The following is a 23,150-nucleotide window of genomic DNA, read 5'->3' as shown; positions in this document are numbered from 1 at the left end:
TATCAGCCGGGATAGATGCCGAGGAACCGCTCCAGCGTGTCCGAGAGCAGCATGGTCGGGACGATCAGTACCATGGTCAGCGTGGACACCATCAGCGGGCTGGGACCGCAGATCGTCCGGAAGACGCGGGCGATTGAGAATATCAGCGAGATCAACAGGGCCAGCCAGACGAGCGACAGAAGGCCCGTAAGCCCCGGCGCCAGCAAGAGCAGAAGGCTGAGCACGGCATAGGCGTAGGCGAAGGGGACCGAAAGCCAGTTCACGGCCACGACCATCGCATAGTACTTCCGGCCAAGCCCGAGCGCCCAGGCCATCAGCCCGATCAGCACCAGCGGCACGAGCCAGTTGACCAGTTCCAGCATGGCGAGCCGGAAGAAGAACATCCCGCCGACTTCCGTGTCGCTCGGCAGGCCGCGCAGGTAGAGGGCGCGCCACCAGAACCATGATATGGCCATGGCCGGCAGGCACCAGACGATCGCCCAGAAGGAGCGGGCGAGGCCGCGGTCGGAAATGTCGAGACGGCGCAGACCGGCGGCGTCGCCGCGAACGACCTGCCAGAGACCACCGAGGTAGAACCTGACCTCAAGCGCTCCGGGCATGCTCGAACCAGTTGGCAACGAAGCGGCCGTAGATTTCGGTGAGCGTCTCCAGGTCGGCGACGGACACGCGCTCGTCGACCATGTGCATGGTCTGCCCGACGAGGCCGAATTCCACAACCGGGCAATAATCCTTGATGAAGCGGGCGTCGGAAGTTCCGCCGGTGGTGGAAAGCGCCGGTCTGCGTCCGGTGATTTCCTGCACCGCCCCGGAAAGCGATTCGATCAGCGCCTCGTTTCGCGTCAGGAAGACATGGCTCGGGCGCTCGCTCCAGGCGATCTCGTAGCGCACCGGGTCGCGCCCCGGCCGAAGTCCGCCTGCCGTCGCCGCCGCTTCGAGCCTGCGGATGATCTCCGCCTGGAGGCTCTCGGCGGTCCATGTATCGTTGAAGCGGATGTTGAAGGAAGCCGTCGCCTTGGCCGGGATGACGTTGACCGCCGGATTGCCGGTGTCGATCGTGGTGACCTCGAGATTGGACGGCGGAAAATCCGTCGTTCCGTGATCGAACGGCTCGTCCATCAGCGCATGCGTGAGCTGCAGCAGGCCGCGGATCGGGTTGTCGGCAAGATGCGGATAGGCGGAATGGCCCTGCACGCCCTGCACCGTGATGCGGCCCGAGAGAGACCCCCGCCGGCCGATCTTGATCATGTCGCCCAGGGTGTCGGGATTGGTCGGCTCGCCGACGAGGCAGGCGTCCCATTTCTCGCCCTTGCCCGCCGCCCACCGCAGAAGCTTGTCGGTGCCGTTGACGGAGGGACCTTCCTCGTCGCCCGTAATCAGGAAGGAGATCGATCCCTTGGGTGCGCCGTACTTCCCGATATGTCGGGCCACGGCGGCCACGAAGCAGGCGATCCCGCCCTTCATGTCCACCGCGCCGCGACCGTAGAGCATCCCGTCGGCGATCTCCGCCGCAAAAGGCGGATGCGACCAGTCGGACTCGTTGCCGGGCGGGACGACATCCGTATGCCCGGCAAACATCAGGTGCGGTCCGTAGGTCCCGACTCGAGCGTACAGGTTTTCGACGTCGGGCGTGCCCGGCGTGCTTGCGATCATCCGCTCGACCCGGAAACCGAGCGGCGACAGCATGGTCTCCAGCGCCGTCAGGGCACCGCCTTCTTCAGGCGTCACCGAGGGGCAGCGGATCAGCGCCTTCAGGTTTTCTACGGGATCGGTGGCGGACATGGCGATCTCAGTCTCGCAGCAATTCGTTGATGCCGGTCTTGGAGCGGGTCTTCTCGTCGACGCGCTTCACGATGACGGCGCAGTAGAGACTCGGTCCCTGCTCGCCGTTTGGCAAGGGCTTGCCCGGCATCGTGCCTGCGACCACGACGGAATAGGGGGGCACTTCGCCATAGGTGATCTCGCCCGTGGCGCGGTCGACGATCTTCGTGGACTTGCCGATGAAGACGCCCATGCCGAGCACCGAGCCTTCACGGACGATGCAACCTTCGACCACTTCCGAACGGGCGCCGATGAAGCAGTTGTCCTCAATGATCGTCGGGCCGGCCTGCATGGGCTCCAGCACGCCGCCGATGCCGACGCCGCCCGAAAGGTGGACGTTCTTGCCGATCTGGGCGCAGGATCCGACGGTTGCCCAGGTGTCGACCATCGTGCCTTCGCCCACATAGGCGCCGAGGTTCACAAAGGAGGGCATCAGCACGACGTTCGGGGCGACGAAGGCGGAGCGGCGCACAACGGCATTCGGAACCGCGCGGAAACCGGCGGCGCGGAACTCGCTCTCGCCCCAGCCCTCGAACTTGGAGGGCACCTTGTCCCACCACGTGGATTGGCCCGGTCCGCCCTTGACCACTTCCATGTCATTGAGGCGGAAGGACAGGAGTACGGCCTTCTTCAGCCACTGGTTGACCTTCCATGAGCCGTCGGACTGGCGTTCGGCAACGCGGGCCTTGCCGGAATCCAGAAGGTTGAGGGCGGCATCGACGGCATCACGGATTTCACCTTTCGTGGAAACAGATACCCCGTCTCTTTGTTCGAAGGCGGTCTCGATCGTGTGTTCCAGGGAGGCGAGATCCGTGCTGCTCATGGGAAGTCCTTAACGTGGAGTCATTAGGATGGTCGGGATGGTCTGGCGGCTGGCCAGATGATGGTAATTGATCTAAGCGACCACCATCTCACCGTCAACGTGAATTGGCGCCTCGCGCCGGACTTGAAAGGCATGACATGGCGAAGGTGAAAAAGGATGGCCCGCGGCGCAAGGACGGCATATGGGATCCGCTGAAGGATAGTGTGACCGACAGGGAGCGTGCTGCCAGCGTGCCGCAGACGCCGCAGTCCATGTCGCCCTCCTACCGTCTCGCCTATGTCGACGACGACTTCATGATGCGGGAAGACCTGCGGCCGGTCCGCCTGCAACTGGAACTGCTGAAGGCGGAAACGATCCTCACCGAACAGGGCATCAAGTCGACGGTCGTGCTGTTCGGCGGCGCGCGCATCCCGGCTCCCGGCCAGGCGGCATGGGCCGCCAGGAACGAGACCCAGCGGAAGAACCTGGAAGAGGCATCCGTCTATTACGAGGAAGCCCGCAAGTTCGCCAATCTCTGCGCGCTGCACGGAAAGCGATACGATCACCAGGAGTATGTGGTGGTGACGGGCGGCGGCCCGGGCGTCATGGAAGCGGGCAATCGCGGGGCCTCGGAAGCCGGCGCCCCGACCGTCGGCTTCAATATCGTGCTGCCCCACGAGCAGGCCCCTAATCCCTATGTCACGCCGGAACTCAGCCTCAACTTCCATTATTTCGCGATCCGCAAGATGCACCTGATGATGCGCGCCAAGGCGATCGTCATCTTCCCCGGCGGCTTCGGCACGATGGACGAGATGTTCGAGGCCCTGACGCTTATCCAGACAGGTCGAATGGCGAAGATACCGTTCATCCTCTTTGGCAGCGAATTCTGGCACCGGATCGTCAACTGGCAGGCGCTCGCGGATTTCGGCACGATCGCACCGGAGGACATCGAACTGATCAGCTTCGTCGAGACGGCGGACGAGGCCTGGAAGATCATCGGCGACTATTACGAGCACTAGAAAACGAAAACCCGCCCCTGATGGAGGGGCGGGCTTCGCGACAGCCGGGTCTCAGTCGGACGGTCAGAAGGGACGGTTCGGCATGTCGTCGATCGAGATCACGCCGTCGCCGTTGCGGTCCATGCGGGCGAACAGCTTGTCCGCGGCGGCGGTGATTTCCGCCTTGCTGAACTGGCCGTTCTCATCCGTGTCGGCCTGGCGGACGAGATGGAAGCCGCCCATATGGCCTAGCTTGCGGCCATGGTGCATGCCCCGGCGCTCGCCGTCACCGCGACCGTCGCGGTCCGCCCGGCGCTCGCCGCGGTCACTACGGTCGCCGTCCTGCCCGTTCTCGGCCGTTTCCTGGCGGCGCTCTTCACGCTGCTCTGTCCTTGCCTTGCGGAACTCCTCCATCTTGGCCTTGCGATAAGTCCGCAGTTCACCGGGGATCAGGTTGCCGTCCTTGTCGGCATCGATCTCGGCAAAGAGGGCGTCCTGACGCTGTGCAAGCTCTTCCCTGGTGATCTTCGCGTCCTTGTCGGCATCGGCAGTCTTGAGCAGGCGCACGAACATCAGTTCCTGCATTGCGCCTGTCCTGCCGGCATGCCGCCCCGGACCATCGCGCCCTGGGCCGGCGAAGCTCGGCGCGGCGACGCCGGCAATGAGAGCGGCGGCGAGCGATGCCAGTACGATCTTGCGGGTATTCATGAAGAGGCTCCTTCCTCGGTTGCGCTATGACCCCAAACTAGGGTCCGCCCGGCGGAAGGCCTACTTAAACATCCGTAATCTGGATGACATTTCGGTAAGGTCTCAACCTGCGGCTATCGCGCAGAGGAAGGCCTGGAGGTCGTCGGTGAGGTAGTCGATGTGGTCATCCTCCTCCGACAGCACTTCCCAGCGCTCGATCAGGACCTCGTCGAGGTTGCGCGGCGTCAGCAGGATGGTGCGCATGCCGAGCGCCTTGGGCGCCTTCAAGTTGCGCGGCAGGTCCTCGAACATGGCGGCATGTCGCGTATCGACACGGTGGAGATGGGCGAACTTGTCGTAGGTTTCGCCGGCCGGCTTCGGAACGTAGTCCGCAGCGACGATGTCGAATATTTCGTCGAAGTGGTCGAGAATGCCGAGCGCACGCGCGGCCGCCTCCGCATGCGGAACGCTTCCGTTCGTGAAGATGAACTTGCGCCCGGGCAGCGCCTTGATCGCCTCTCCAAGCTCCGGATGCGGCAGAAGAGCCGAATAGTCGATCGCGTGCGCCCGCTCCAGGAAGTCGTTCGGGTCGATGCCGTGGTTCAGCATCAGCCCCTGAAGTGTCGTGCCGTGCTCGTGGTAGTAGCGCTTCTGCAGAGCCCTTGCCTCGTCCCGCTCCATCTGCAGCAATTCCGCGACATAGGCGGTCATGTTGCGGTCGATCTGCGCAAACAGGTTGACGTGATGCGGGTAAAGCGTGTTGTCGAGGTCGAACACCCAGTCCCTGACATGGGCGAAATCGGCGGCGACGGGTGCGGTCTTGGGCTTGCTCATGCGGCCTTATGCACCGTGGAGAGGCCAAAGAAAACGGCAAACTCCGGCGCTGGAGGAAAGTGACCTTGGCGACACGCGCCCGGAGTGATAGCGGCCACAAGCATGGACATCTGGATACCGATCACCATTGGCGCGGCCTTTCTGCAGAACATGCGATCCGCGTTGCAGAAACACCTGCGCGGACGCCTGAACACGACGGGCGCCACCTTCGTCCGCTTCGGCTATGGCGTGCCCTTCGCCGTCCTCTACATGGCGATCCTGCATATCGGGCTGGATCGCCCCATGCCCGTGCCGAATCTGGCCTTCTGGCTCTGGTCTGTAACAGGTGGGCTCGCACAGATCGGCGCAACCTTCCTGCTGGTCTATATCTTCGCTTTCCGCAATTTCGCGGTCGGGACGGCCTATTCGCGGACAGAGCCGGCGCAGGCCGCACTTGTCGCGCTTGTCCTGGTAGGCGAGACGGTGACCGTCGGCACGGTGATCGCCATCGTGATTTCCGTCGTCGGCGTCATGTTGATTTCGGTGGCCCGGACCGAGCTGACGGCAAGGTCCCTCATTACCTCGATAGGCAGCCGTACGGCCGTCATCGGCCTGATGTCGGGCTTTCTGTTTGGAATATCCGGCGTCTCCTACCGCTACGCCTCGCTGTCGCTGGCGCAGAGCCTGCCGGTGCCCGATCCCGTCGTCCAGGCGGGTTACACCCTGATGATCGTGATCATCATGCAAGCGCTCGCGATGCTCGTGTGGATCGTGCTGCGGGAGCGCGAGGAACTGGGCAAGGTCGTTGCCGCCTGGCGCCCGGCGGCGCTGGTCGGCTTTGTCGGGGCGACGGCATCCTTCGGCTGGTTCACCGCGATGACGCTTCAGCCGGCGGCGGTCATCAAGGCGCTGGCGCAGGTGGAAATGCTCTTCACCTTCGCCTCGTCCGTCTTCATCTTCAAGGAGCATATCAACCGGCTGGAGATCGCCGGCTGCGTGTTGATCGTTCTGGGGATCCTGGCGCTGGTCCTGATCTGATCAGGGGACGATCAGTGTCCCCGCGCCGCCTTCGGTGAAGATCTCGAGCAGCACGGAATGGGCCGCCTTGCCGTTGAGGATGACGACGCCCTGCACGCCTGCCCTGATGGCGTCGATGCAGGTTTCGACCTTGGGGATCATGCCCCCGGAAATCGTCCCGTCCTTGATCAGCGCCTGCGCCTCGGCGACCGAAAGTTCCTTGATGAGCTGCTTGTTCTTGTCGAGAACGCCCGGTACGTCCGTCAGGAACAGCAGGCGGGTCGCCCTCAGCGCCCCGGCGATCGCGCCGGCGAAGGTGTCCGCGTTGATGTTGTAGGTCGCGCCGTCCCGGCCGGGTGCAACGGGCGCGATGACGGGGATCATCTCCGATTTGGCAAGCAGGTCGAGCAGCGTCCGGTCGACCTCCACGACTTCACCGACGAAGCCGAGATCAAGCACCCGCTCGATGTTGGAATCCGGATCGATGATAGTCTTCTTCGCCTTCTCGGCGAAGACCATGTTGCCGTCCTTGCCGCACAGTCCGATCGCCCATTCGCCCGTCTGGTTGATGAGCGCGACGATCTCCTTGTTGATGGAGCCGGCCAGGACCATTTCGACGATCTCGACCGTTTTGGCGTCCGTGACGCGCAGCCCGCCCTCGAATTTCGATTCGATGCCCATCTTGTTCAGCATGGCGCCGATCTGCGGGCCGCCGCCGTGGACCACGATCGGGTTCACGCCGGATTGCTTGAGGAGCGCGATGTCGGCTGCAAACGCCTTGCCAAGCTCGTTGTCGCCCATGGCGTGCCCGCCATACTTCACGACGATCGTCTTGTTCTCGTAGCGCTGCATGTAGGGCAGCGCCTGGGCCAGAAGTTTCGCCTGGAGTTCGCTGTCGGTCGCGCTCATGGAGATCCCTGTGTTTTTGATCGGCGCGTTTTAGCGCAGGTTCGTGACGGATGAAACCGGCCGCGGTCGCGGCGTTTATACGGAAGGATAGCCGACCGTGTCGGCAATGGTCCGGCGGAGTTCATCGAGCCCTTTGCCCTTTTCGGAGGACGTGGCGATGATCTCGGGGTAGGCGGCCGGACGCTTGCGGATCTTTTCCGTAGTTTCGGAAATCAGCCGGGGCACGCCCGCCTCCTTGATCTTGTCCGTCTTGGTTAGAACGATCTGGTAGGACACGGCAGCCTTGTCGAGGAGGTCGAGGACTTCCTCGTCTTTTTTCATGATGCCGTGGCGGCTGTCGATCAGCACGTAGACACGCTTCAGCGTCGCCCTGCCGCGGAGATAATCGAAAACCAGCTTGGTCCAGGCGTCCACCTGGTCCTTCGGTGCCTGCGCATAGCCGTAGCCCGGCATGTCGACGAGCGCCATCGGCGGCAGGTCGCCACCCTCGCCGGAATATCCCTCCGGCACGAAATAGTTGAGTTCCTGCGTGCGGCCCGGCGTGTTCGACGTCCGTGCAAGGCCCTTGTGACCGACAAGGGCGTTGATCAGCGACGACTTGCCGACATTCGAGCGTCCGGCGAAGGCGACTTCCAGCGGGCCCTCCGGAGGAAGGAACTTCAGGGAGGGAACGCCGCGGATGAAGATCCAGGGGCGGCCGAAGAGCGGCTTTTCGTCCGGGGTCGTGGTCGCGGGCATGATGGTCTCGTTTCCGTGTCTGTCGAGGGGCAGGGCTTCCCGGTTTTGCTCCCACTTGTCAAGCTGCGGCCGGTCGGCACCGTGTCCCGAAAAGAAAAAGCCCCGGGGCGTGCCGGGGCTTTTTCGCTGTTACTTGTTGGGCGCCGGCTTTCGCCGGAACAGGGACTTGATGTTGTCGAAGAGCTCGATCTTCGCCCCGTGACGCTTCATGATCAGCGCCTGCTGCATGATCGACAGCGTGTTGTTCCAGGCCCAGTAGATCACCAAGCCGGCCGGGAAGGTTGCCAGCATGAAGGTGAAGACCAGCGGCATCCAGTTGAAGATCATCGCCTGTGTCGGATCCGGCGGCGTCGGGTTCATGCGCATCTGCAGCCACATGGTGATGCCCATGATCAGCGGCCATACGCCGATGAGCAGGAAGCCGGGGACGCCGAAGGGCAGGAGGCCGAACAGGTTGAAGAGCGACGTCGGATCGGGTGCCGACAGGTCCTGGATCCAGCCGAAGAACGGCGCGTGGCGCATCTCGATGGTGACGTAGATCACCTTGTAGAGCGCGAAGAAGACCGGGATCTGCAGGAGGATCGGCCAGCAGCCGGCGATCGGATTGATCTTCTCCTCCTTGTAGAGCTGCATCATCGCCTGCTGCATTGCCATGCGGTCATCGCCATGCTTGGCCTTCAGTTCCTCCATTTTCGGCTGCACGCGCTTCATGTTGGCCATGGAGGCGTACTGCTTGCTGGCAAGCGGGAAGAAGATCGCCTTGACGACGATGGTCGTCAGCAGGATCGCAACGCCGAAATTGCCGAAGTAGCGGAAGAAGAAGTCCATCAGGTGGAACATCGGCTTGGTGATGAAGTAGAACCATCCCCAGTCGATCAGAAGCTCGAAGCGCGGGATCGAGTACTGTTCCTCGTACTGGTCGACGAGCGGAACTTCCTTGGCGCCTGCGAAGATCAGGTTGGTGACTTCCACCGTTTCGCCCGGCGCGACCGTCAGTGCATCGCTCCGGAAGTCGGCCTGGTAGCGCGGCTGGCCGTCCTTGAAGTGGGAGAAGCGGGACTCGTAGGGCAGCGACTGCGGCGGGACCAGCGTGGCGGCCCAGTACTTGTCCGTGATGCCGAGCCATCCGCCGGTCGCCTTGGCGTTGGCGACCGCTTCCTCGTCGACGTCGTCGTAGCTTTCCTCGATCAGCCCGTTCTCGCCGAGCACGCCGATGAAGCCTTCGTGAATAACGTAGACGGAAGGCGTTGCCGGCTTGTTGTAGCGCGTGACGCGGCCGTAGGGCGCGAGCGAGATCGCTTCTGCCGTCGGGTTCTCGATCTTGTCCGTGACGTTGAGCAGGTAGTGCTCGTCCACCGAGATGGTGCGCGTGAAGACCACGCCCTTCTCGTTGGTAAAGGTGAGGACGACCGGAGTGTCCACCGTCAGCTTGTCGCCGCTTGCCAGCGTCCATTGCGTGGACGGGCCGGGCACCGAGCCGGAATCGTCGCTCTGGACGAAGCCGAGTTCGGTGAAATAGCCGTCGGCGGTATTTGCAGGCGAGAACAGCGTGATGATCGGGCTCTTGTCGTCGACCGTCTCGTGGTAATCGCGCAGCTTCAGGTCGTCGAAGCGAGCCCCGACGAGGTTGATGGAGCCGGACAGGGCGGGCGTATCGATGGCAACGCGCGGGCTAGCCGCCACGGCCTGCTCTCGGTTCTGCGTCCCCTGGGCCTGGCTGGCGCCCGGAAGGCTGCCGCTCACGGTTGCGCCCGGGCTTTCAGGCGTTACCGGCTGCGCGGATTCGCCCTGCAGTGCCTGCTGCGCCTCGAGTGCCCGCTGCTGCGCTTCCATCCTCGGGTTCATGTAGAGGAATTGCCAGGCAAGGACGATCACCACCGAGAGGGCGATCGCAATAAGGTAATTGCGGTTCTTTTCCATCATGCTTTCCTGGAGCGGGTCTCCTCAGACCGTTTCGGTCTCGGCCGGCCGTCTATGCGCTCGGCAAGTTGTGCAGTGAGTTCTGCGAACGGTACCGTCAGGACCTCCCGTCGCGCGACAATGACATAGTCGTGTCCGGGCTTCATTGCAAACCCGACGCTCTGCCGCACCGCCTCTTTCAGGCGTCGGCGCATCCGGTTTCGCTCGACGGCGTTTCCGTGCTTCTTGGTGACGGTGAAGCCGGCCCGTGGCGGCGTCTCGGGCTCCTGCCGGTCCAGGACCTCGAGAAGGAAGGTCCGGCCTCTGCGGCTCTCGCCCTTGCGCACAGCGAGAAACTGCGGCCGGCTTTTCAGCCGCCCGACAGTCGATTTGGTTTTCTTTTCGGTCGTCATTGCCCGGTTGTCGGGCACGGCCGGCCCTTAGGCCGACAGACGCTTGCGGCCGCGTGCGCGACGAGCTGCAAGAACCTTGCGGCCGCCGTTCGTCGCCATGCGGGCGCGGAAGCCGTGACGGCGCTTGCGGACAAGCTTGGACGGTTGATAGGTACGCTTCGACATTATTTAAACACCGCGGTGTGCGGCCCTTCTTGATTGCCTTGCGGCAGAGCGTTTCGAAAACGTCCGCCAACAACTCGCAGTCGCGCGAGCCCGGGGAGGCTGAACGTGGGCGGCTTATAAGGGAAAGACGCCACAAAAGTCAATCACGGGCCGGCGGGAGCCAGCTCGGCTTGCGTGGAGGGTTGGTCGACCAATTTTGGCGAAGCAACCCAGTGCTCCACCCTTCCCCAGTAAATGAGGGGCAAAATTTCACGTCTCGGGCGCAAATGACAAGTCCTGAAGCAAAACGGTTCTCATTCCCGCCACTTAGTCACGCTCATGCAATCTTTTATCGGCCTGACCAGTTTTTATGCTCAAGCATTTCTTAATCGCTGCATGCCAATTCTCGCAACCGGTGGAGGGGTGCTCGCAGAGCCTCTGTCTGTAATCTGGCTTGGAAGGGAATGCGATGAGAATTCGAGGGAAGATCAACCTGCTCGTTGGTCTCATGAGTGCGGTGACGCTGATCGTCGGTGGGATATCCATCTTCGCGCTGACGCAATCCCGCTCGCTGATGCAGACATATGAGGCGGCCGCCCAGCGGGCTCACATGGGAGAGAGCCTGAACAGGCTGGTGACCGGGGTCGTCATGGAGTCGCGCGGCATATACGCCTCCGATACGAAGGAAGACGCCGTCAAGTTCGGCGACGGACTTTTGAACAACCTCCAGAAGATGGACGTTTTGCTTGCGGACTGGAAGTCCCGGATTCCCGATAGCCAGCAGGCCGCCTTTGCGAGCCTCGTTGCACGCGCGGGAGAGTTCAAGGCATTTCGCACCGAAACGGTAAAGCTCGGCCTGGAAACCGGCCCCGAGGCAGCTAACGTGCAGGGCAATAACGAGGCGAATCGGGCCAACCGCAAGCAGTTCCAGGCGGAAATCGATGCCGTGGTCGATGCGGACCTCGCGGAACTCGAGGCCGTCAATGCCGAAGTCGACCAGTTCGGCCGGCTGGTCGTGCTGCTCCTCTCGGCGGTCACGCTCTTCGGTGTCGCCGCCGGTGCCGGCCTCGGCCTCTACATGGGCCGCCGCCAGCTGAGTGGACCGATCATCGACCTCACCGTTTCCATGAAGCGTGTCGCCGATGGTGACTTCGATACGGAAATCCCCGGTCGTGGCCGCGCCGACGAAATCGGAGAGATGGCCGATGCGGTGGAGATCTTCAAGCAGAACGGCATCCAGGTCGCCCGCATGAACGAGCATGAGAGCGGGAGCCGCGCACGCAGTGACGAACTTCGCTCGCGGATGGAGGCGGTCGTGGGGGCCGCGGCTAACGGTGACTTCACCCTTCGGATCGACAAACGCTTCGGCGAGGAGAGCCTGGATAACTTCGCCCGCAACGTGGACAGCCTGATGGATAGCGTCGAGGCAGGCGTTTCGGAGACCGGTCGCGTCGTCAAGTGCCTCGCCCAGGGCGACCTCACCCAGACCATGTCGGGCAGTTTCCACGGCGCCTTCGCGGAACTGCAGGCCAACGTCAACGCGGCAGTCGCAAGCCTTCGCGACACCATGCAGAACGTAAGGGTCAGCTCCGGAACGATCAGCAGCAGTTCCAACGAACTGAGCAGCGCGACGAACGATCTTTCCAGGCGCACCGAACAGCAGGCGGCCGCCCTGGAGGAAACCTCGGCGGCGCTCGATCAGATCACGGCAGTGGTCCGCACCTCTACCGATCGAGCTCAGGAAGCAACCGTCATGGTGGGCGAGGCGAACGAGAGCGCCGTCGCGTCCGGTGCGGTCGTTCGCAGCGCGGTCGAGGCCATGGGCCGCATCGAGCAGGCCTCGCGCGAGATCGCCCAGATTACCAACGTGATCGACGAGATCGCCTTCCAGACGAACCTTCTGGCGCTCAACGCCGGTGTGGAGGCTGCGCGTGCAGGAGAGGCCGGCAAGGGCTTCGCCGTCGTCGCCCAGGAAGTTCGGGAGCTCGCCCAGCGCTCCGCGGCCGCCGCCAAGGACATCAAGGGTCTGATCACCAAGTCGGGCGAGGAGGTCGCCGGCGGCGTTCGCCTGGTCCAGAAGACGGGAGAAGCCCTGTCCGAGATCGAGGCCCGCGTTATGCGGATCAACGAACACATCCACTCGATCGCAGTGGCCGCAAAGGAGCAGGCGACCGGACTGCAGGAGGTCAATACCGCCATCAACCAGATGGACCAGGTGACGCAGCAGAACGCCGCAATGGTCGAGGAAACCTCGGCCGCCACGCAGAAGCTCTCCTCGGAGGCCGGCGGATTGTTCTCGGTGGTCTCCCGGTTCCATCTGGGAGACGTGGGCCTGGCACAGGCTCGTGCCGTTCCTGCACCCGCCCCGGCGGCGAAACCCTCGGCATCCGGAAACGGGCTCGGACGGGCGCGTCCGGCTTCGGAGACTGATCGTCCTCATGCATCGCCCGCCCGCGCGATGACGGGCGCGATTGCCAAGGCATTGGGTGTCGGCAGGACCGCGACGGCGGCAGCCGCTGCACCGGGTGCGGACTGGGAGGAGTTCTGACCGGTCCAGTCTTGTCGGACGACAGAAGCAGGCCGAGGGCTTTCTCCCCCGGCCTGCTTCTGTTTGTACGCGCGGGAAAAACTGCTACAACGGGCCGGGGCGACGAATGGACGCGCTGCCACAGGGGGTGGCGGCAACGACGGAGATCCGCATGAGCGGAGAAGTCGATAACGAAATTGGTGCACCCCCCGAGCGCGAAGCGCCTGAGAGGATGCCGCGCCTTTTCCACGGCCTTTCCGGGCGGCTGCTCTGGCTGACCGTGGCCTTCGTCATGCTTGCCGAAATCCTCATATTCGCGCCGTCGGTGGCGGGAATGCGCATGAGCTGGCTGCGGGATCGGCTCGATACCGCGGCGGCGGCCGGCGTGGTCATCGATGGCCTGCGCCCCTCGGAACTTCCCCGGAGCGTCCAGGACGACACGCTGCTCGCCACCGGTGCCAAGGTGGTGGCGCTCAGGAAGGACGGAACCTCGAGCCTGCTGGCGGCCGTCGATACACCGCCCCAGATCGATGATCAGTACGACCTGTCGGACGTCTCCTTGCCGGAGTCCATCCGTGACGCGATGCGCACCCTGCTTTTCGGCGGCGGACGGGTGATGCGCGTGCTTGGCCCCATCGGCGAGACGGACATGGTTATCGAGGTGGTGATGACCGATGATGCGTTGCGCAAGGAGATGATCGGCTACGCGCAGATGATGTTCGTCCTGTCGCTTGTCATATCCCTGATCACCGCCGTGCTGATCTTCCTTGCCATCAACCGGATGATGATCCGGCCGATCCGCCATCTCGCGCGCAGCATGCAGCTTTTTTCGGAGCGTCCCGAGGATCCGGGCAGGCTGTTTCGCCCCGATGGCGCCAGGGGCGAACTCGCCGTCGCCGGACACCACCTCCTGGAAATGCAGGTCGAGCTTCAGCGGACCCTCAAGCAGCAGAAGAACCTCGCCGATCTCGGGCTCGCGGTGTCAAAGATCAATCACGACATGCGCAACATCCTCGCGTCCGCGCAGCTCATGTCCGACCGCCTCGTGGATGTCGACGATCCGATGGTGCGAAGGTTCGCGCCGAAGCTTCTGCGCACGATCGATCGCGCCGTCGGCTATACGAGCGAGGTGCTCTCCTACGGCCAGGCGACCGAGTCGGCGCCCAAGCGCCGCGTCCTGCGCCTCGCCGAACTGTGCCAGGACGTTCGCGACATGCTGGCCCTCGATCCCGACAGCGGCATCGAGTTCCAGGATCAGGTTCCGGGCGAGCTCGAGATCGATGCCGACAGCGACCAACTCTTCCGCGTCATCCACAACATCTGCCGGAATGCCGTGCAGGCGCTCGTCGTCTTTCACCCCGACGATCCGGCGACCATCAGGCGGATCACCGTAACGGCGCAACGCGTCGGCAGTGTCGTGGGCATAACCATCGACGACACCGGGCCGGGCATGCCGCGCAAGGCGAAGGAAAACCTCTTCGCGGCCTTCCGCGGCGCAGCCCGCTCCGGCGGCACCGGGCTCGGGCTCGCCATTGCGCGCGAACTCGTGCTCGCCCATGGAGGCACGATCGCACTCGTCGAAAAACCCGGCCCCGGCACCCAGTTCCGGATAGAGATTCCCGACCGGCCGGTCGCTCTCGACGACTATCGCATGCGCGCCGGCGCCTGAATTCTTCGATAAACGGCCTCCACTGGCGCTTGATCAGCAAAAATCGGACCTGCGGCGGAAAAGCGCTTGCAATCATCCGGAGGACGTTTTAGAGGATCGCCACGCAAGCGGCGACGCCGTTAGCAGACGCACCCGTAGCTCAGCTGGATAGAGCACCAGACTACGAATCTGGGGGTCAGGAGTTCGAATCTCTTCGGGTGCGCCATTTCTTTCCTTCTCAATTTCTGTGATGCGAGCCTTGCGGCAACCGCCCAGTCGCGCCGTGCAATCTCCCGTCATCTTTCTTTCCAGGCTCACCATAGGCAATCGCGAGATGCCGGTGCTATAGCTCCATCGGCGATGCGAACGTTCGTCGTCGCTTGAAGGAGGGGGCATGCAGGAGGAAGCGGTGAAGCCGGTCGCGTTAATCACGGGTGGCGGTCGGGGCATGGGAGCGGCAATCGCGCGCGAACTGCACGAGCGTGGCTATCGTCTGGCGCTGATGTCGCCGTCCGAAAGCTGCGAGGCGCTCGCGGCCGAACTCGGGGGCGTCGCAGTGCGCGGCGTCGCGGAAGAAGCTGCGGATATCGAGGCGGTGTTCGATCTCGCAATGAGGACCTATGGTCGCATCGACGCGGTGGTCAATCACACCGGCCACCCGCCGAAGGGCGATCTTCTCGACATAACGGATGAGCAGTGGACGCTGGGATCTGACATGATGATCCTCAGCCTGGTTCGCATGGCAAGGCTCGTCACACCCGTCATGCTTCGCCAGGGCGCGGGCGCCTTCGTCAATATCACGACATTCGCCGCCTACGAGCCATCGCTGGTTTTCCCCGTGTCTTGCACCTATCGCGCCGCCGCGGGAGCCTTCACCAAGCTCTATTCCGACCGCTACGCCGCAAGCGGCATCAGGATGAACTGCATTCTCCCGGGCTATATCGACAGCCTCGACCACAAGCCGGAAACAGCCGAGAAAGTACCGATGAAGCGGATCGGGCTTGTCGAGGAGGTCGCCAAGACGGCAGCCTTCCTGCTGTCTGACGGCGCGGGCTATATCACCGGACAAAACATCCGGGTGGACGGCGGGCTCACAAGGCACGTGTAAAGTTCGTCGCCGGAGAGGCGAAGGATCCAAGGGCCGTCAATTCAGTCCGATGAAAATCAGATGCTCTTGGCGAGAAGGGACGGTTTTTCCATGTCGCCCTCTTTCAGGACGAGCGAGTTCATCCCTTCCTCGAATTCGCTCATCTCCGGCTGCTCCAGGCGACCGGACGCGTGCAGTTCGAGGATCTTGTTGGCGGCGAACATGTCACCGCGCTCCGCGGCTCTTGCGTAGAGTTCAGCGGCCTGGCCGGCATCGGGATCGATGCCTTCCCCGGTTTCGAGCATGATCCCGAGATTGACCATGGCGTCCACGTTGCCGCGCTGAACGGCGAGGTCGTACCATGCGATCGCGGTCTGGTCGTCCTCCGGCAGCAGCTTCCCTTCATCGTAGATGACGGCAATGTTAAAGGCGGCCGTATCGTCTCCGCCGGCCACTGCGGCTTCGAACCAGTGTAGCGCCTTGTCGACGTCGACCTGGGTTCCGATGCCGTCGCGGTAGGAGACACCCAGATTGTATGCCGCCAGCACGTTTCCGCCCTCAGCGGCCTCGCTATACATCTGGAACTCCGCTCCATGGTCTCCCAGGCGGCCGAGAAGCATGCCGAAATTGACCTTGGCGGCGGGGTACTGCGCCTCGGCCGCAGCTTCGTATGCCGACATTGCCTGGTCGATTTCGTTGGCATTGTTGAGCGCCCGGCCAAGCTGATAGGCGAAGCGCGGATTGCCGGTGGCTTCGAAGGCGAGGCGGCAGGTGTCGATCGCGCCTGCGCCGACCTGTGCGGTATCGACAGCCCCGAAGGCCGTGTTGCGTTGATGATCGCTCGGGCTGCCCGCCAGGCGGTCGCACTCGTTCTGGATGTTGAGCGAATCGGACGGCACGGCGTTTTCCTGAGCGCCGGGGGAAACGGTCAGTGACAGCAGGACGACTGCTGTTCCTGTGGCAAGTGCAAATCCCTTGTTGACTTTACGGACCTGGGATTTCATTGTGCGCTCCGATTCATTTCTTATTTATTTGCTTAACGAACGCCCAAGTTCGTGAGCGGTTCCTTTTCTATGAGGAGCCGGCGGCTCCACATCCCCATTTTGCAATCACCATTTCGCGAGCGCGACAGGTCGAGATCGCGGTTCGAGCGGTCTGCCGAGTTGTTTCTGACACGTGGTTGGTGCTATGCGGGCCTCACCTGTGACTGCGAGGCTCCCGCATGAAAACGCTGACCATCCGCCGCCCCGACGACTGGCATCTGCACCTGCGCGACGGCGCCGTGCTCAAGGCGGTGATAGGCGATACCACCCGCCATTTCGCGCGGGCCATCATCATGCCGAACCTCGTGCCGCCCGTCGTGACGACCGCGGATGCGGCGACCTATCGGGAGCGCATCCTCGGCGCCGTTCCGGCGGGTGAACGTTTCGAGCCGCTGATGACCCTCTACCTGACGGAAGGGACGAGCCCGGATGACGTCGCAGCCGGCAAGGCGAGCGGTCTCATCAAGGCGGTGAAGCTTTATCCGGCGGGTGCCACGACGAACTCAGCCAGTGGCGTGCGCGATATCGACAAGGCAATGCCCGTCCTGGAACGGATGGCCGAGATCGGCTTGCCGCTCTGCGTCCACGGTGAGGTGACGACCGCGGAGATCGACATCTTCGACCGCGAGGCGGTGTTCATCGAAACCGTACTCGACCCGCTCCGAGCGCGCCTGCCGGAACTGAAGGTGACGATGGAGCACGTGACCACGAAGGACGGGATCGACTATATCCTCGGCTCTTCAGGCAATCTCGCCGGCACGATCACCACCCATCACCTCATCATCAACCGGAACGCCATCCTCGTGGGCGGGATACGCCCTCACTATTACTGCCTGCCGGTCGCCAAGCGGGAGCATCATCGCCTGGCGTTGCGGGCTGCGGCGACCTCCGGTGACGCGCGCTTCTTCCTTGGCACGGATTCGGCCCCCCACGTCGATCCGCTGAAGGAATGCGCCTGCGGTTGCGCCGGCATCTATACCGCGCCGAATACGATGAGCTGCCTTGCGCATGTCTTCGAGGAGGAGAACGCGCTCGATCGTCTCGAATCGTTTGCTTCGCTCAACGGCCCGGCCTGGTACGGGCTTGCGCCCAATTCCGAGACGATCACGCTGGTCAGGCAAGAGGAGGCGGTGGTCTATCCCGCCAAGCGCGAGACGGAGGCGGGAGCAATCACCGTCTTCGATCCGATGTTCCCGCTGCATTGGCGGGTGGAGCCCTGATCCCCTGATCCGCCGACGGGCCATCTGGCGCGTCGGTCGGCAGGCTGGTATGGCGCTCGATAAACAGCGACAGGAAGGAACGGCAGCATGATCCAGACGACCTTTACAGACCGCGGCGTCATGGCCGAACTGATGGCGAAGATGCTGTGGGAGATCGGCGCCGTCCACTTCAGCGCGGAGAAGCCCTACAAGCTCTCCTCCGGCATGATGAGCCCCGTCTATATCGATTGCCGCAAGCTCATCTCCTACCCGCGCATCCGCTCGACCATCATGGATTTCGCGGCGGCCACCGTCATGCGCGAAGCCGGCTTCGAGAAGTTCGACTGCGTAGCGGGTGGGGAGACCGCCGGCATTCCCTTCGCGGCCTTTCTTGCCGAACGCCTCGGCCTGCCGATGATCTACGTCCGCAAGGCGCCGAAGGGCCACGGCCGCAATGCGCAGATCGAAGGTCACATGCCGGAAGGTGCCCGCGTGCTGGTGATCGAGGACCTGACGACGGCCGGCGGCTCGATGTTCAAGTTCATCGACGCCATCCGCGCCGCAGGCGGCAGTGTCGATCACGGCATGGCCCTCTTCTTCTATGGTATCTTCCCCGAAGCGGAAGCGCGGTTTGCAAACGGCAAGGTCGAGCTTCACCACATCGCCACCTGGCGCGACGTCCTCGCTGTGGCGAAAGCGGAGCGGCTCTTCGACGACAAGACGCTTTCGGAAGTGGAAGCCTTCCTGGATGCGCCCTTGGCCTGGTCGGGCCGCAATGGCGGCGTGAGTGAGCTTTCGCTCTAGGCAAGCGACAAAAGCTCACGTATCCAAGGTCTCGGCAGTTCTGGGAGGAACGACATGATCCTGTGTTGCGGTGAAGCCCTGATCGACATGCTTCCGCGTGAGACGACGCTGGGAGAGAAGGGCTTCGCCCCTTACGCGGGTGGCGCCGTCTTCAACACGGCGATCGCGCTCGGGCGGCTCGGCCAACCGACCGGTTTCTTCACCGGCCTCTCCGACGACATGATGGGCGACATCCTGCGCGACACGCTTCGTGCCAGCAATGTCGATTTTAGCTACTGCGCCACCCTTTCGCGGCCGACGACGATCGCCTTCGTGAAACTCGTTCATGGCCAGGCTTCGTACGCTTTCTATGACGAGAACACCGCCGGCAGGATGATCACCGAAGACCATCTGCCGGAGTTGACCGACGAGTGCGAGGCGCTCCACTTCGGTGCGATCAGCCTGATCCCGGAACCTTGCGGATCGACCTATGAAGCGCTGATGAAACGCGAGCACGAGCGGCGGGTGATCTCGCTCGATCCCAACATCCGCCCCGGCTTCATCCGCGACAAGGCCGCCCACATGCTGCGGATCCGCCGCATGGCGGCCATGTCCGATATCCTGAAGTTCTCCGACGAGGATCTCGCCTGGTTCGGCCTCGAGGGAGACATGGACGCACTCGCGCGCCACTGGCTCCATCATGGCGCCAGGCTCGTCGTCGTCACCCGCGGAGCGGACGGCGCCACCGGCTACACGGCAGAGCACCGGGTCACGGTACCGAGCGAGAAGGTCGCGGTCGTCGATACGGTTGGCGCAGGAGATACATTCGACGCAGGCGTCCTCGCCTCGCTGAAGATCCAGGGCGTCCTGACCAAGGCAAAGGTGGCGACGCTGACCGAGGCCCAAATCCACGACGCGCTTTGCCTTGGGGCAAAGGCTGCGGCTGTGACAGTTTCCCGCTCCGGCGCAAATCCGCCCTACGCCCACGAGATCGGCCTGTCGGCTGGCTGACCGCCGATACGCCATAGGGTGCCCACGCTGCCGGTAAGGCCGAATGCCCGAGGGCTGGATGGATCAGCGTCTGCCCTTCAGCAGGCTTGTGACCAGGCCGACGGTCGAGCTGTCGTGCCCGTCCGGGCTTTCCTTCCCTTCGACGATAGGCAGCAACCCGGTCGCCAGCTCCTTGCCAAGCTCCACCCCCCACTGGTCGAACGAATTGATCCGGAACAGGACCCCTTCGACGAAAACGCGATGTTCGTAGAGGGCGATGAGGCGGCCGAGCGCAAAAGGCGTGAGCTGGTCGTAGACGAAGGTGATGGAAGGGCGATTGCCCGGAAAGACGCGATGCGGAGCGATCGCCTCCGCCTGCGCGCCATCCATTCCCTTGGAGGCGAGCTGCGCCTTCGCTTCCTCAAGCGTGCGCCCCTTCATCAGTGCCTCCGATTGCGCCAGGCAGTTGGCGATAAGCAGGTCGTGGTGGTGGCGCAGGTGCGGTTCGAAGCCGTTGGCCGCGATCATGAACTCGGCCGGGATGATGCTCGTCCCCTGGTGGATGAGCTGGTAGAAGGCGTGCTGGCCGTTGGTGCCGGGCTCGCCCCAGACGACCGGGCCGGTTTCCCCCTCGACCGACGTTCCGTCGATGGTGACGCGCTTGCCGTTCGATTCCATGTCCAACTGCTGCAGGTAGGCCGGGAAGCGCGACAGGCGCTGGTCGTAAGGCAGGATGGCGCGCGTCGGATAACCCAGCACGTTGCGATGGTAGAAGCCGATCAGGCCGAGCAGCATCGGCAGGTTCTCCCGGATCGGTGCTTCCCGGAAATGCCGGTCCATCGCATAGGCGCCATCCAGGAAGCTGCCGAAGTTTTCCGGGCCGATCGCGATCATCAGCGGCAGCCCGATCGCCGACCAGATGGAATAGCGCCCGCCGACCCAGTCCCAGAAGCCGAAGACCCGGTCGCTGGCTATGCCGAAGGTCGCGACCTTGTCGAGCGCGGTAGAGACGGCCGCGAAATGATGCTTCACCGCATCTTCGCCGAGCGTGTCGGCGATGAACGCGCGGGCCGAAGCCGCATTGGTCATCGTCTCGATGGTCGTGAAGGTCTTGGAGGCGACGATGAAGAGCGTGGTCTCGGCGTCGAGAAGCTTCAACGTGTCTGCGATATGGGCGCCGTCGACATTGGAGACGAAGTGGGCGCGCGGGCCGTCATGGAAGGGCGCGAGCGCCAGCGTCGCCATTACCGGGCCGAGATCAGACCCCCCGATGCCGATATTGACGATGTCGGTGATCTTGCGCCCCGTCGCTCCGCTGAGCCTGCCGGACCGTATCCCCTCGGCGAACCGGCCCATGGCCGCGAGCACTGCGTCGACGTCCGGCATCACGTCCTTGCCATCGACCAGGACCGGGGTGTCCGACCGGTTGCGAAGGGCGGTGTGGAGAACCGCACGGCCTTCGGTGAAGTTGATGGCCTCGCCGGAGAACATCGCCTCGCGCTTCTGTGCGACGCCCGCCTCTGCCGCCAGCCTCTCGAGGAGGTCCATGACCTCGTCGTTGACCGCCGTCTTGGAGAAATCCATCAACAGGTCTCCCGTGGAGACGCTGTACCGCTCGAAACGTTGCGCGTCGGCAGCGAATGCCGCCCGAAGGTCGGTCGCATTCGTGGCGGCAGCGGTGGTCTTCAGCTGGTTGATGATGGCCTGCATGGAATGTCCTCTTGATCCGGGGGAGGGATGCACGGGAACCTATAAGACTTCCATGTCAAATCAAGCGCGGCCTCGCGGGCCGCGCCTGTTGCGTGTCTCGATCAGCCGCGCAGTTCGCGGCGGAGGATCTTGCCGACGTTGGACTTCGGCAGTTCGGTTCGGAATTCGATCAGCCGCGGCCGCTTGTAGCCCGTCAGGTTGGTGGCGCAGTGCTCCCTGATGTCGTCTTCGGTGACGCTGGCATCCTTCTTTACGACGAAGAGCTTGACCACCTCGCCCGAATGCGGATCCGGAACCCCGACCGCCGCGCATTCCAGCACCCCCGGATGCATCGCCGCGACTTCCTCGACCTCGTTCGGATAGACGTTGAAGCCGGAGACGAGGATCATGTCCTTCTTGCGGTCGACGATCTTGGTGAAACCCCGTTCGTCCATGTAGCCCATGTCGCCGGATCGGAAGAAGCCGTCCTGCGTCATGACCGCCGCGGTCTCGTCGGGCCGCTGCCAGTAGCCCGCCATCACCTGCGGGCCGCAGATGCAGATCTCGCCGACCTCGCCCAGCGGCAACGGCTTGCCGTCTTCGTCGCGGATGGAGATTTCCGTCGAGGGCAACGGCAATCCGATCATGCCGGTGAATTCCTGTCTGTCGACGCGGTTCGCGGTGACGACCGGCGACGTCTCCGAAAGGCCGTAGCCTTCCGTAATGGCGGTGCCGGTCAGCGCCTGCCAGCGTTCGGCAACCGGGCGCTGCACTGCCATGCCGCCGCCCAGTGCAAGGATCAGCGATGAAAAGTCCACCTTCGCGAAATCGGGATGGTTCATCATCGCGTTGAACAACGTGTTGAGGCCCGGGAAGATATGTGCCTTGTGCTTCTGCAACTCCTTGAGGAAAGCAGAAATGTCACGCGGATTGGCGATGAGGACATTGTGTCCACCCATCGCAATTCCCATCAGCGAATTCACCGTCAGCGCAAAGATATGGTAGAGCGGAAGCGCGCAGACGAAGGTCAGGACCTCGGGCCTTGGTCGGGTGGCGAACGCCGCCTCCAGCCACATGGTCAGCTGCATCTTGTTGGCGAGCAGGTTGGCGTGCGTGAGCGCCGCCCCCTTCGAAACGCCCGTCGTTCCGCCCGTATACTGCAGGAAGGCAACGTCGTTGCTGTCGATGTCGACCGGTTTCAGCGAAAGGTGGGCGCCTTCGGCGAGGACCTTCTTGAACGGAACGGCGGACGGAATGGACCACGCCGGAACCAGTTTCTTGACCTTCCGGACCACCAGGTTGACCAGATGGCCCTTCATGCCCAGCATGTCGCCCATCGCCGTCACGACGATGTGCCGCACGCCCACCTCGGCCGCCACCTGCTGAACCGTGTGCGCGAAATTCTCCAGCACGAAGATGGATTTCGCCCCGGCATCCTTCAGCTGGTGTTCCAGCTCGCGGGGCGTGTAGAGCGGATTGACGTTGACGACGACGCAGCCGGCCCTGAGGATCGCGTAGGTGACGACCGGGTTCTGCAGAACGTTCGGCATCATCACCGCGACGCGGTCGCCCTTTTCCAGGCCCTGTGCCTGAAGCCACGCGGCTACCTTGCGCGTTTCAATTTCCAGCTCCCGGTAGGTCATCTCGCGCCCCATGCTCGAGAAGGCGACCCGCGGCAGGTATGCTACGCAGGAGCTCTCGAACAGTTCTGCCAGGGAGCGGTAGGAGAGTGCCGGAATATCGGCGGGAACCGAGGAGGGGTAGGAGGCAAGCCAGACCTTGTCGGATTTGTCACTCATATGCGCATGCGCTTCGCTCATTTGGGCCTCCTCTTCCCTTTTATTCTTGGCGGTATAACCCGTCGCAAAGTCCTCCACTCTGCGGCAGGAGCAATACTATGCCATGGCCTGTTCCGCCGGGCCATAAGCTGATGTTGCTATATAACC

The 23,150-nt window shown here is 63.3% G+C and carries 21 protein-coding genes and 1 tRNA gene; 9 read left to right on the top strand and 13 right to left on the bottom strand.

The annotated features are described in order from the left end of the window. Positions 1–2 precede the first annotated feature (2 nt). From ACWGPT_RS03230 to dapD, 3 genes are read right to left on the bottom strand one after another with little or no spacing between them, the layout of a single operon-like run. A complete protein-coding gene (locus ACWGPT_RS03230) occupies positions 3–599 on the bottom strand; it encodes a hypothetical protein (protein ID WP_452604149.1) in 597 nt (198 codons plus the stop codon). Further along, complete coding sequence (dapE, locus tag ACWGPT_RS03225; protein ID WP_452604148.1) at positions 583–1,779, bottom strand: succinyl-diaminopimelate desuccinylase; 1,197 nt, start codon at positions 1,777–1,779, stop codon at positions 583–585. Before dapE ends, ACWGPT_RS03230 begins: the two co-directional genes overlap by 17 nt. 7 nt (positions 1,780–1,786) lie before the next feature. Beyond that, complete coding sequence (dapD, locus tag ACWGPT_RS03220; RefSeq protein ID WP_452604147.1) at positions 1,787–2,641, bottom strand: 2,3,4,5-tetrahydropyridine-2,6-dicarboxylate N-succinyltransferase; 855 nt, start codon at positions 2,639–2,641, stop codon at positions 1,787–1,789. Between the two features lie 137 nt (positions 2,642–2,778). Here dapD and ACWGPT_RS03215 point away from each other — a divergent pair, with 137 nt between their 5' ends. After that, positions 2,779–3,639, top strand: coding sequence for an LOG family protein (locus tag ACWGPT_RS03215; protein ID WP_452604146.1), 861 nt, complete (start codon positions 2,779–2,781; stop codon positions 3,637–3,639). A 63-nt stretch (positions 3,640–3,702) separates the two neighbouring features. On the opposite strand, the gene ACWGPT_RS03210 is transcribed toward ACWGPT_RS03215, so the two are convergent. Together ACWGPT_RS03210 and ACWGPT_RS03205 are read right to left on the bottom strand one after the other, a co-directional pair. After that, positions 3,703–4,326, bottom strand: a complete 624-nt coding sequence (locus tag ACWGPT_RS03210; protein ID WP_452604145.1) for an EF-hand domain-containing protein — start codon at positions 4,324–4,326, stop codon at positions 3,703–3,705. Between the two features lie 102 nt (positions 4,327–4,428). Continuing rightward, positions 4,429–5,139 (bottom strand): pyrimidine 5'-nucleotidase, encoded by a 711-nt coding sequence (locus tag ACWGPT_RS03205; protein WP_452604144.1) that lies wholly within the window; start codon positions 5,137–5,139, stop codon positions 4,429–4,431. Positions 5,140–5,241: 102 nt separating this feature from the next. Between ACWGPT_RS03205 and ACWGPT_RS03200 the strand changes: the two genes are divergently transcribed. Further along, positions 5,242–6,156, top strand: coding sequence for an EamA family transporter (locus ACWGPT_RS03200; RefSeq protein ID WP_452604143.1), 915 nt, complete (start codon positions 5,242–5,244; stop codon positions 6,154–6,156). On the opposite strand, the gene argB is transcribed toward ACWGPT_RS03200, so the two are convergent. The 5 genes from argB to rpmH all read right to left on the bottom strand — a co-directional run bounded on the left by argB (position 6,157) and on the right by rpmH (position 10,259). Further along, positions 6,157–7,044 (bottom strand): acetylglutamate kinase, encoded by an 888-nt coding sequence (gene argB / locus ACWGPT_RS03195; protein ID WP_452604142.1) that lies wholly within the window; start codon positions 7,042–7,044, stop codon positions 6,157–6,159. A 75-nt stretch (positions 7,045–7,119) separates the two neighbouring features. Then, the gene (gene yihA / locus ACWGPT_RS03190; protein ID WP_452604141.1) at positions 7,120–7,782 is read right to left on the bottom strand and encodes a ribosome biogenesis GTP-binding protein YihA/YsxC; all 663 of its coding nucleotides are present in this window, start codon (positions 7,780–7,782) and stop codon (positions 7,120–7,122) included. Between the two features lie 129 nt (positions 7,783–7,911). Further along, positions 7,912–9,705, bottom strand: a complete 1,794-nt coding sequence (gene yidC, locus ACWGPT_RS03185) for a membrane protein insertase YidC (protein ID WP_452604140.1) — start codon at positions 9,703–9,705, stop codon at positions 7,912–7,914. Continuing rightward, a complete protein-coding gene (rnpA, locus tag ACWGPT_RS03180; RefSeq protein WP_452604139.1) occupies positions 9,702–10,094 on the bottom strand; it encodes a ribonuclease P protein component in 393 nt (130 codons plus the stop codon). The genes yidC and rnpA overlap by 4 nt, the downstream gene beginning before the upstream one ends. A gap of 27 nt (positions 10,095–10,121) precedes the next feature. Continuing rightward, a complete protein-coding gene (gene rpmH, locus ACWGPT_RS03175) occupies positions 10,122–10,259 on the bottom strand; it encodes a 50S ribosomal protein L34 (protein WP_052636689.1) in 138 nt (45 codons plus the stop codon). 448 nt (positions 10,260–10,707) lie between these two features. Between rpmH and ACWGPT_RS03170 the strand changes: the two genes are divergently transcribed. The 4 genes from ACWGPT_RS03170 to ACWGPT_RS03155 all read left to right on the top strand — a co-directional run bounded on the left by ACWGPT_RS03170 (position 10,708) and on the right by ACWGPT_RS03155 (position 15,521). Then, positions 10,708–12,786, top strand: a complete 2,079-nt coding sequence (locus ACWGPT_RS03170) for a HAMP domain-containing methyl-accepting chemotaxis protein (RefSeq protein WP_452604138.1) — start codon at positions 10,708–10,710, stop codon at positions 12,784–12,786. 151 nt (positions 12,787–12,937) lie between these two features. Continuing rightward, complete coding sequence (locus ACWGPT_RS03165; protein WP_452604506.1) at positions 12,938–14,434, top strand: ATP-binding protein; 1,497 nt, start codon at positions 12,938–12,940, stop codon at positions 14,432–14,434. A gap of 128 nt (positions 14,435–14,562) precedes the next feature. Next, positions 14,563–14,639, top strand: a tRNA-Arg gene (locus ACWGPT_RS03160). A gap of 168 nt (positions 14,640–14,807) precedes the next feature. Then, positions 14,808–15,521, top strand: coding sequence for an SDR family oxidoreductase (locus tag ACWGPT_RS03155; protein WP_452604137.1), 714 nt, complete (start codon positions 14,808–14,810; stop codon positions 15,519–15,521). 56 nt (positions 15,522–15,577) lie between these two features. Here ACWGPT_RS03155 and ACWGPT_RS03150 read toward each other — a convergent pair whose 3' ends face one another. Beyond that, on the bottom strand, positions 15,578–16,504 hold the full coding sequence (locus tag ACWGPT_RS03150) for a tetratricopeptide repeat protein (RefSeq protein WP_452604136.1): 927 nt from the start codon (positions 16,502–16,504) through the stop codon (positions 15,578–15,580). Between the two features lie 218 nt (positions 16,505–16,722). Here ACWGPT_RS03150 and pyrC point away from each other — a divergent pair, with 218 nt between their 5' ends. The 3 genes from pyrC to ACWGPT_RS03135 all read left to right on the top strand — a co-directional run bounded on the left by pyrC (position 16,723) and on the right by ACWGPT_RS03135 (position 19,536). After that, positions 16,723–17,763 carry a dihydroorotase gene (gene pyrC, locus ACWGPT_RS03145; RefSeq protein WP_452604135.1) on the top strand — a complete coding sequence of 347 codons (1,041 nt, stop codon included), beginning with the start codon at positions 16,723–16,725 and terminating at the stop codon, positions 17,761–17,763. Between the two features lie 87 nt (positions 17,764–17,850). Further along, positions 17,851–18,546, top strand: coding sequence for an orotate phosphoribosyltransferase (locus ACWGPT_RS03140; RefSeq protein WP_452604134.1), 696 nt, complete (start codon positions 17,851–17,853; stop codon positions 18,544–18,546). Positions 18,547–18,600: 54 nt separating this feature from the next. Then, complete coding sequence (locus tag ACWGPT_RS03135; protein WP_452604133.1) at positions 18,601–19,536, top strand: carbohydrate kinase family protein; 936 nt, start codon at positions 18,601–18,603, stop codon at positions 19,534–19,536. 63 nt (positions 19,537–19,599) lie between these two features. On the opposite strand, the gene pgi is transcribed toward ACWGPT_RS03135, so the two are convergent. Further along, entirely contained in the window at positions 19,600–21,225 is a 1,626-nt protein-coding gene (gene pgi, locus ACWGPT_RS03130) for a glucose-6-phosphate isomerase (protein ID WP_452604132.1), read from the bottom strand. A gap of 101 nt (positions 21,226–21,326) precedes the next feature. Next, positions 21,327–23,024, bottom strand: a complete 1,698-nt coding sequence (locus tag ACWGPT_RS03125) for a long-chain-fatty-acid--CoA ligase (protein ID WP_452604131.1) — start codon at positions 23,022–23,024, stop codon at positions 21,327–21,329. Positions 23,025–23,150: the final 126 nt, after the last annotated feature.

This window comes from Pseudorhizobium sp. NPDC055634, from assembly GCF_053618655.1.
The sequence above is the reverse complement of the archived record's forward strand: the minus strand, read 5'-3'. Positions and strand labels throughout refer to the sequence as shown.

What these genes read in the sequence shown, in the direction of transcription:
- ACWGPT_RS03230 (WP_452604149.1), bottom strand. Translation starts at nt 599, where the DNA reads ATGCCCGGAGCGCTTGAGGTCAGGTTCTACCTCGGTGGTCTCTGGCAG.
- dapE (WP_452604148.1), bottom strand. Translation starts at nt 1,779, where the DNA reads ATGTCCGCCACCGATCCCGTAGAAAACCTGAAGGCGCTGATCCGCTGC.
- dapD (WP_452604147.1), bottom strand. Translation starts at nt 2,641, where the DNA reads ATGAGCAGCACGGATCTCGCCTCCCTGGAACACACGATCGAGACCGCC.
- ACWGPT_RS03215 (WP_452604146.1), top strand. Translation starts at nt 2,779, where the DNA reads ATGGCGAAGGTGAAAAAGGATGGCCCGCGGCGCAAGGACGGCATATGG.
- ACWGPT_RS03210 (WP_452604145.1), bottom strand. Translation starts at nt 4,326, where the DNA reads ATGAATACCCGCAAGATCGTACTGGCATCGCTCGCCGCCGCTCTCATT.
- ACWGPT_RS03205 (WP_452604144.1), bottom strand. Translation starts at nt 5,139, where the DNA reads ATGAGCAAGCCCAAGACCGCACCCGTCGCCGCCGATTTCGCCCATGTC.
- ACWGPT_RS03200 (WP_452604143.1), top strand. Translation starts at nt 5,242, where the DNA reads ATGGACATCTGGATACCGATCACCATTGGCGCGGCCTTTCTGCAGAAC.
- argB (WP_452604142.1), bottom strand. Translation starts at nt 7,044, where the DNA reads ATGAGCGCGACCGACAGCGAACTCCAGGCGAAACTTCTGGCCCAGGCG.
- yihA (WP_452604141.1), bottom strand. Translation starts at nt 7,782, where the DNA reads ATGCCCGCGACCACGACCCCGGACGAAAAGCCGCTCTTCGGCCGCCCC.
- yidC (WP_452604140.1), bottom strand. Translation starts at nt 9,705, where the DNA reads ATGATGGAAAAGAACCGCAATTACCTTATTGCGATCGCCCTCTCGGTG.
- rnpA (WP_452604139.1), bottom strand. Translation starts at nt 10,094, where the DNA reads ATGACGACCGAAAAGAAAACCAAATCGACTGTCGGGCGGCTGAAAAGC.
- rpmH (WP_052636689.1), bottom strand. Translation starts at nt 10,259, where the DNA reads ATGTCGAAGCGTACCTATCAACCGTCCAAGCTTGTCCGCAAGCGCCGT.
- ACWGPT_RS03170 (WP_452604138.1), top strand. Translation starts at nt 10,708, where the DNA reads ATGAGAATTCGAGGGAAGATCAACCTGCTCGTTGGTCTCATGAGTGCG.
- ACWGPT_RS03165 (WP_452604506.1), top strand. Translation starts at nt 12,938, where the DNA reads ATGAGCGGAGAAGTCGATAACGAAATTGGTGCACCCCCCGAGCGCGAA.
- ACWGPT_RS03155 (WP_452604137.1), top strand. Translation starts at nt 14,808, where the DNA reads ATGCAGGAGGAAGCGGTGAAGCCGGTCGCGTTAATCACGGGTGGCGGT.
- ACWGPT_RS03150 (WP_452604136.1), bottom strand. Translation starts at nt 16,504, where the DNA reads ATGAAATCCCAGGTCCGTAAAGTCAACAAGGGATTTGCACTTGCCACA.
- pyrC (WP_452604135.1), top strand. Translation starts at nt 16,723, where the DNA reads ATGAAAACGCTGACCATCCGCCGCCCCGACGACTGGCATCTGCACCTG.
- ACWGPT_RS03140 (WP_452604134.1), top strand. Translation starts at nt 17,851, where the DNA reads ATGATCCAGACGACCTTTACAGACCGCGGCGTCATGGCCGAACTGATG.
- ACWGPT_RS03135 (WP_452604133.1), top strand. Translation starts at nt 18,601, where the DNA reads ATGATCCTGTGTTGCGGTGAAGCCCTGATCGACATGCTTCCGCGTGAG.
- pgi (WP_452604132.1), bottom strand. Translation starts at nt 21,225, where the DNA reads ATGCAGGCCATCATCAACCAGCTGAAGACCACCGCTGCCGCCACGAAT.
- ACWGPT_RS03125 (WP_452604131.1), bottom strand. Translation starts at nt 23,024, where the DNA reads ATGAGCGAAGCGCATGCGCATATGAGTGACAAATCCGACAAGGTCTGG.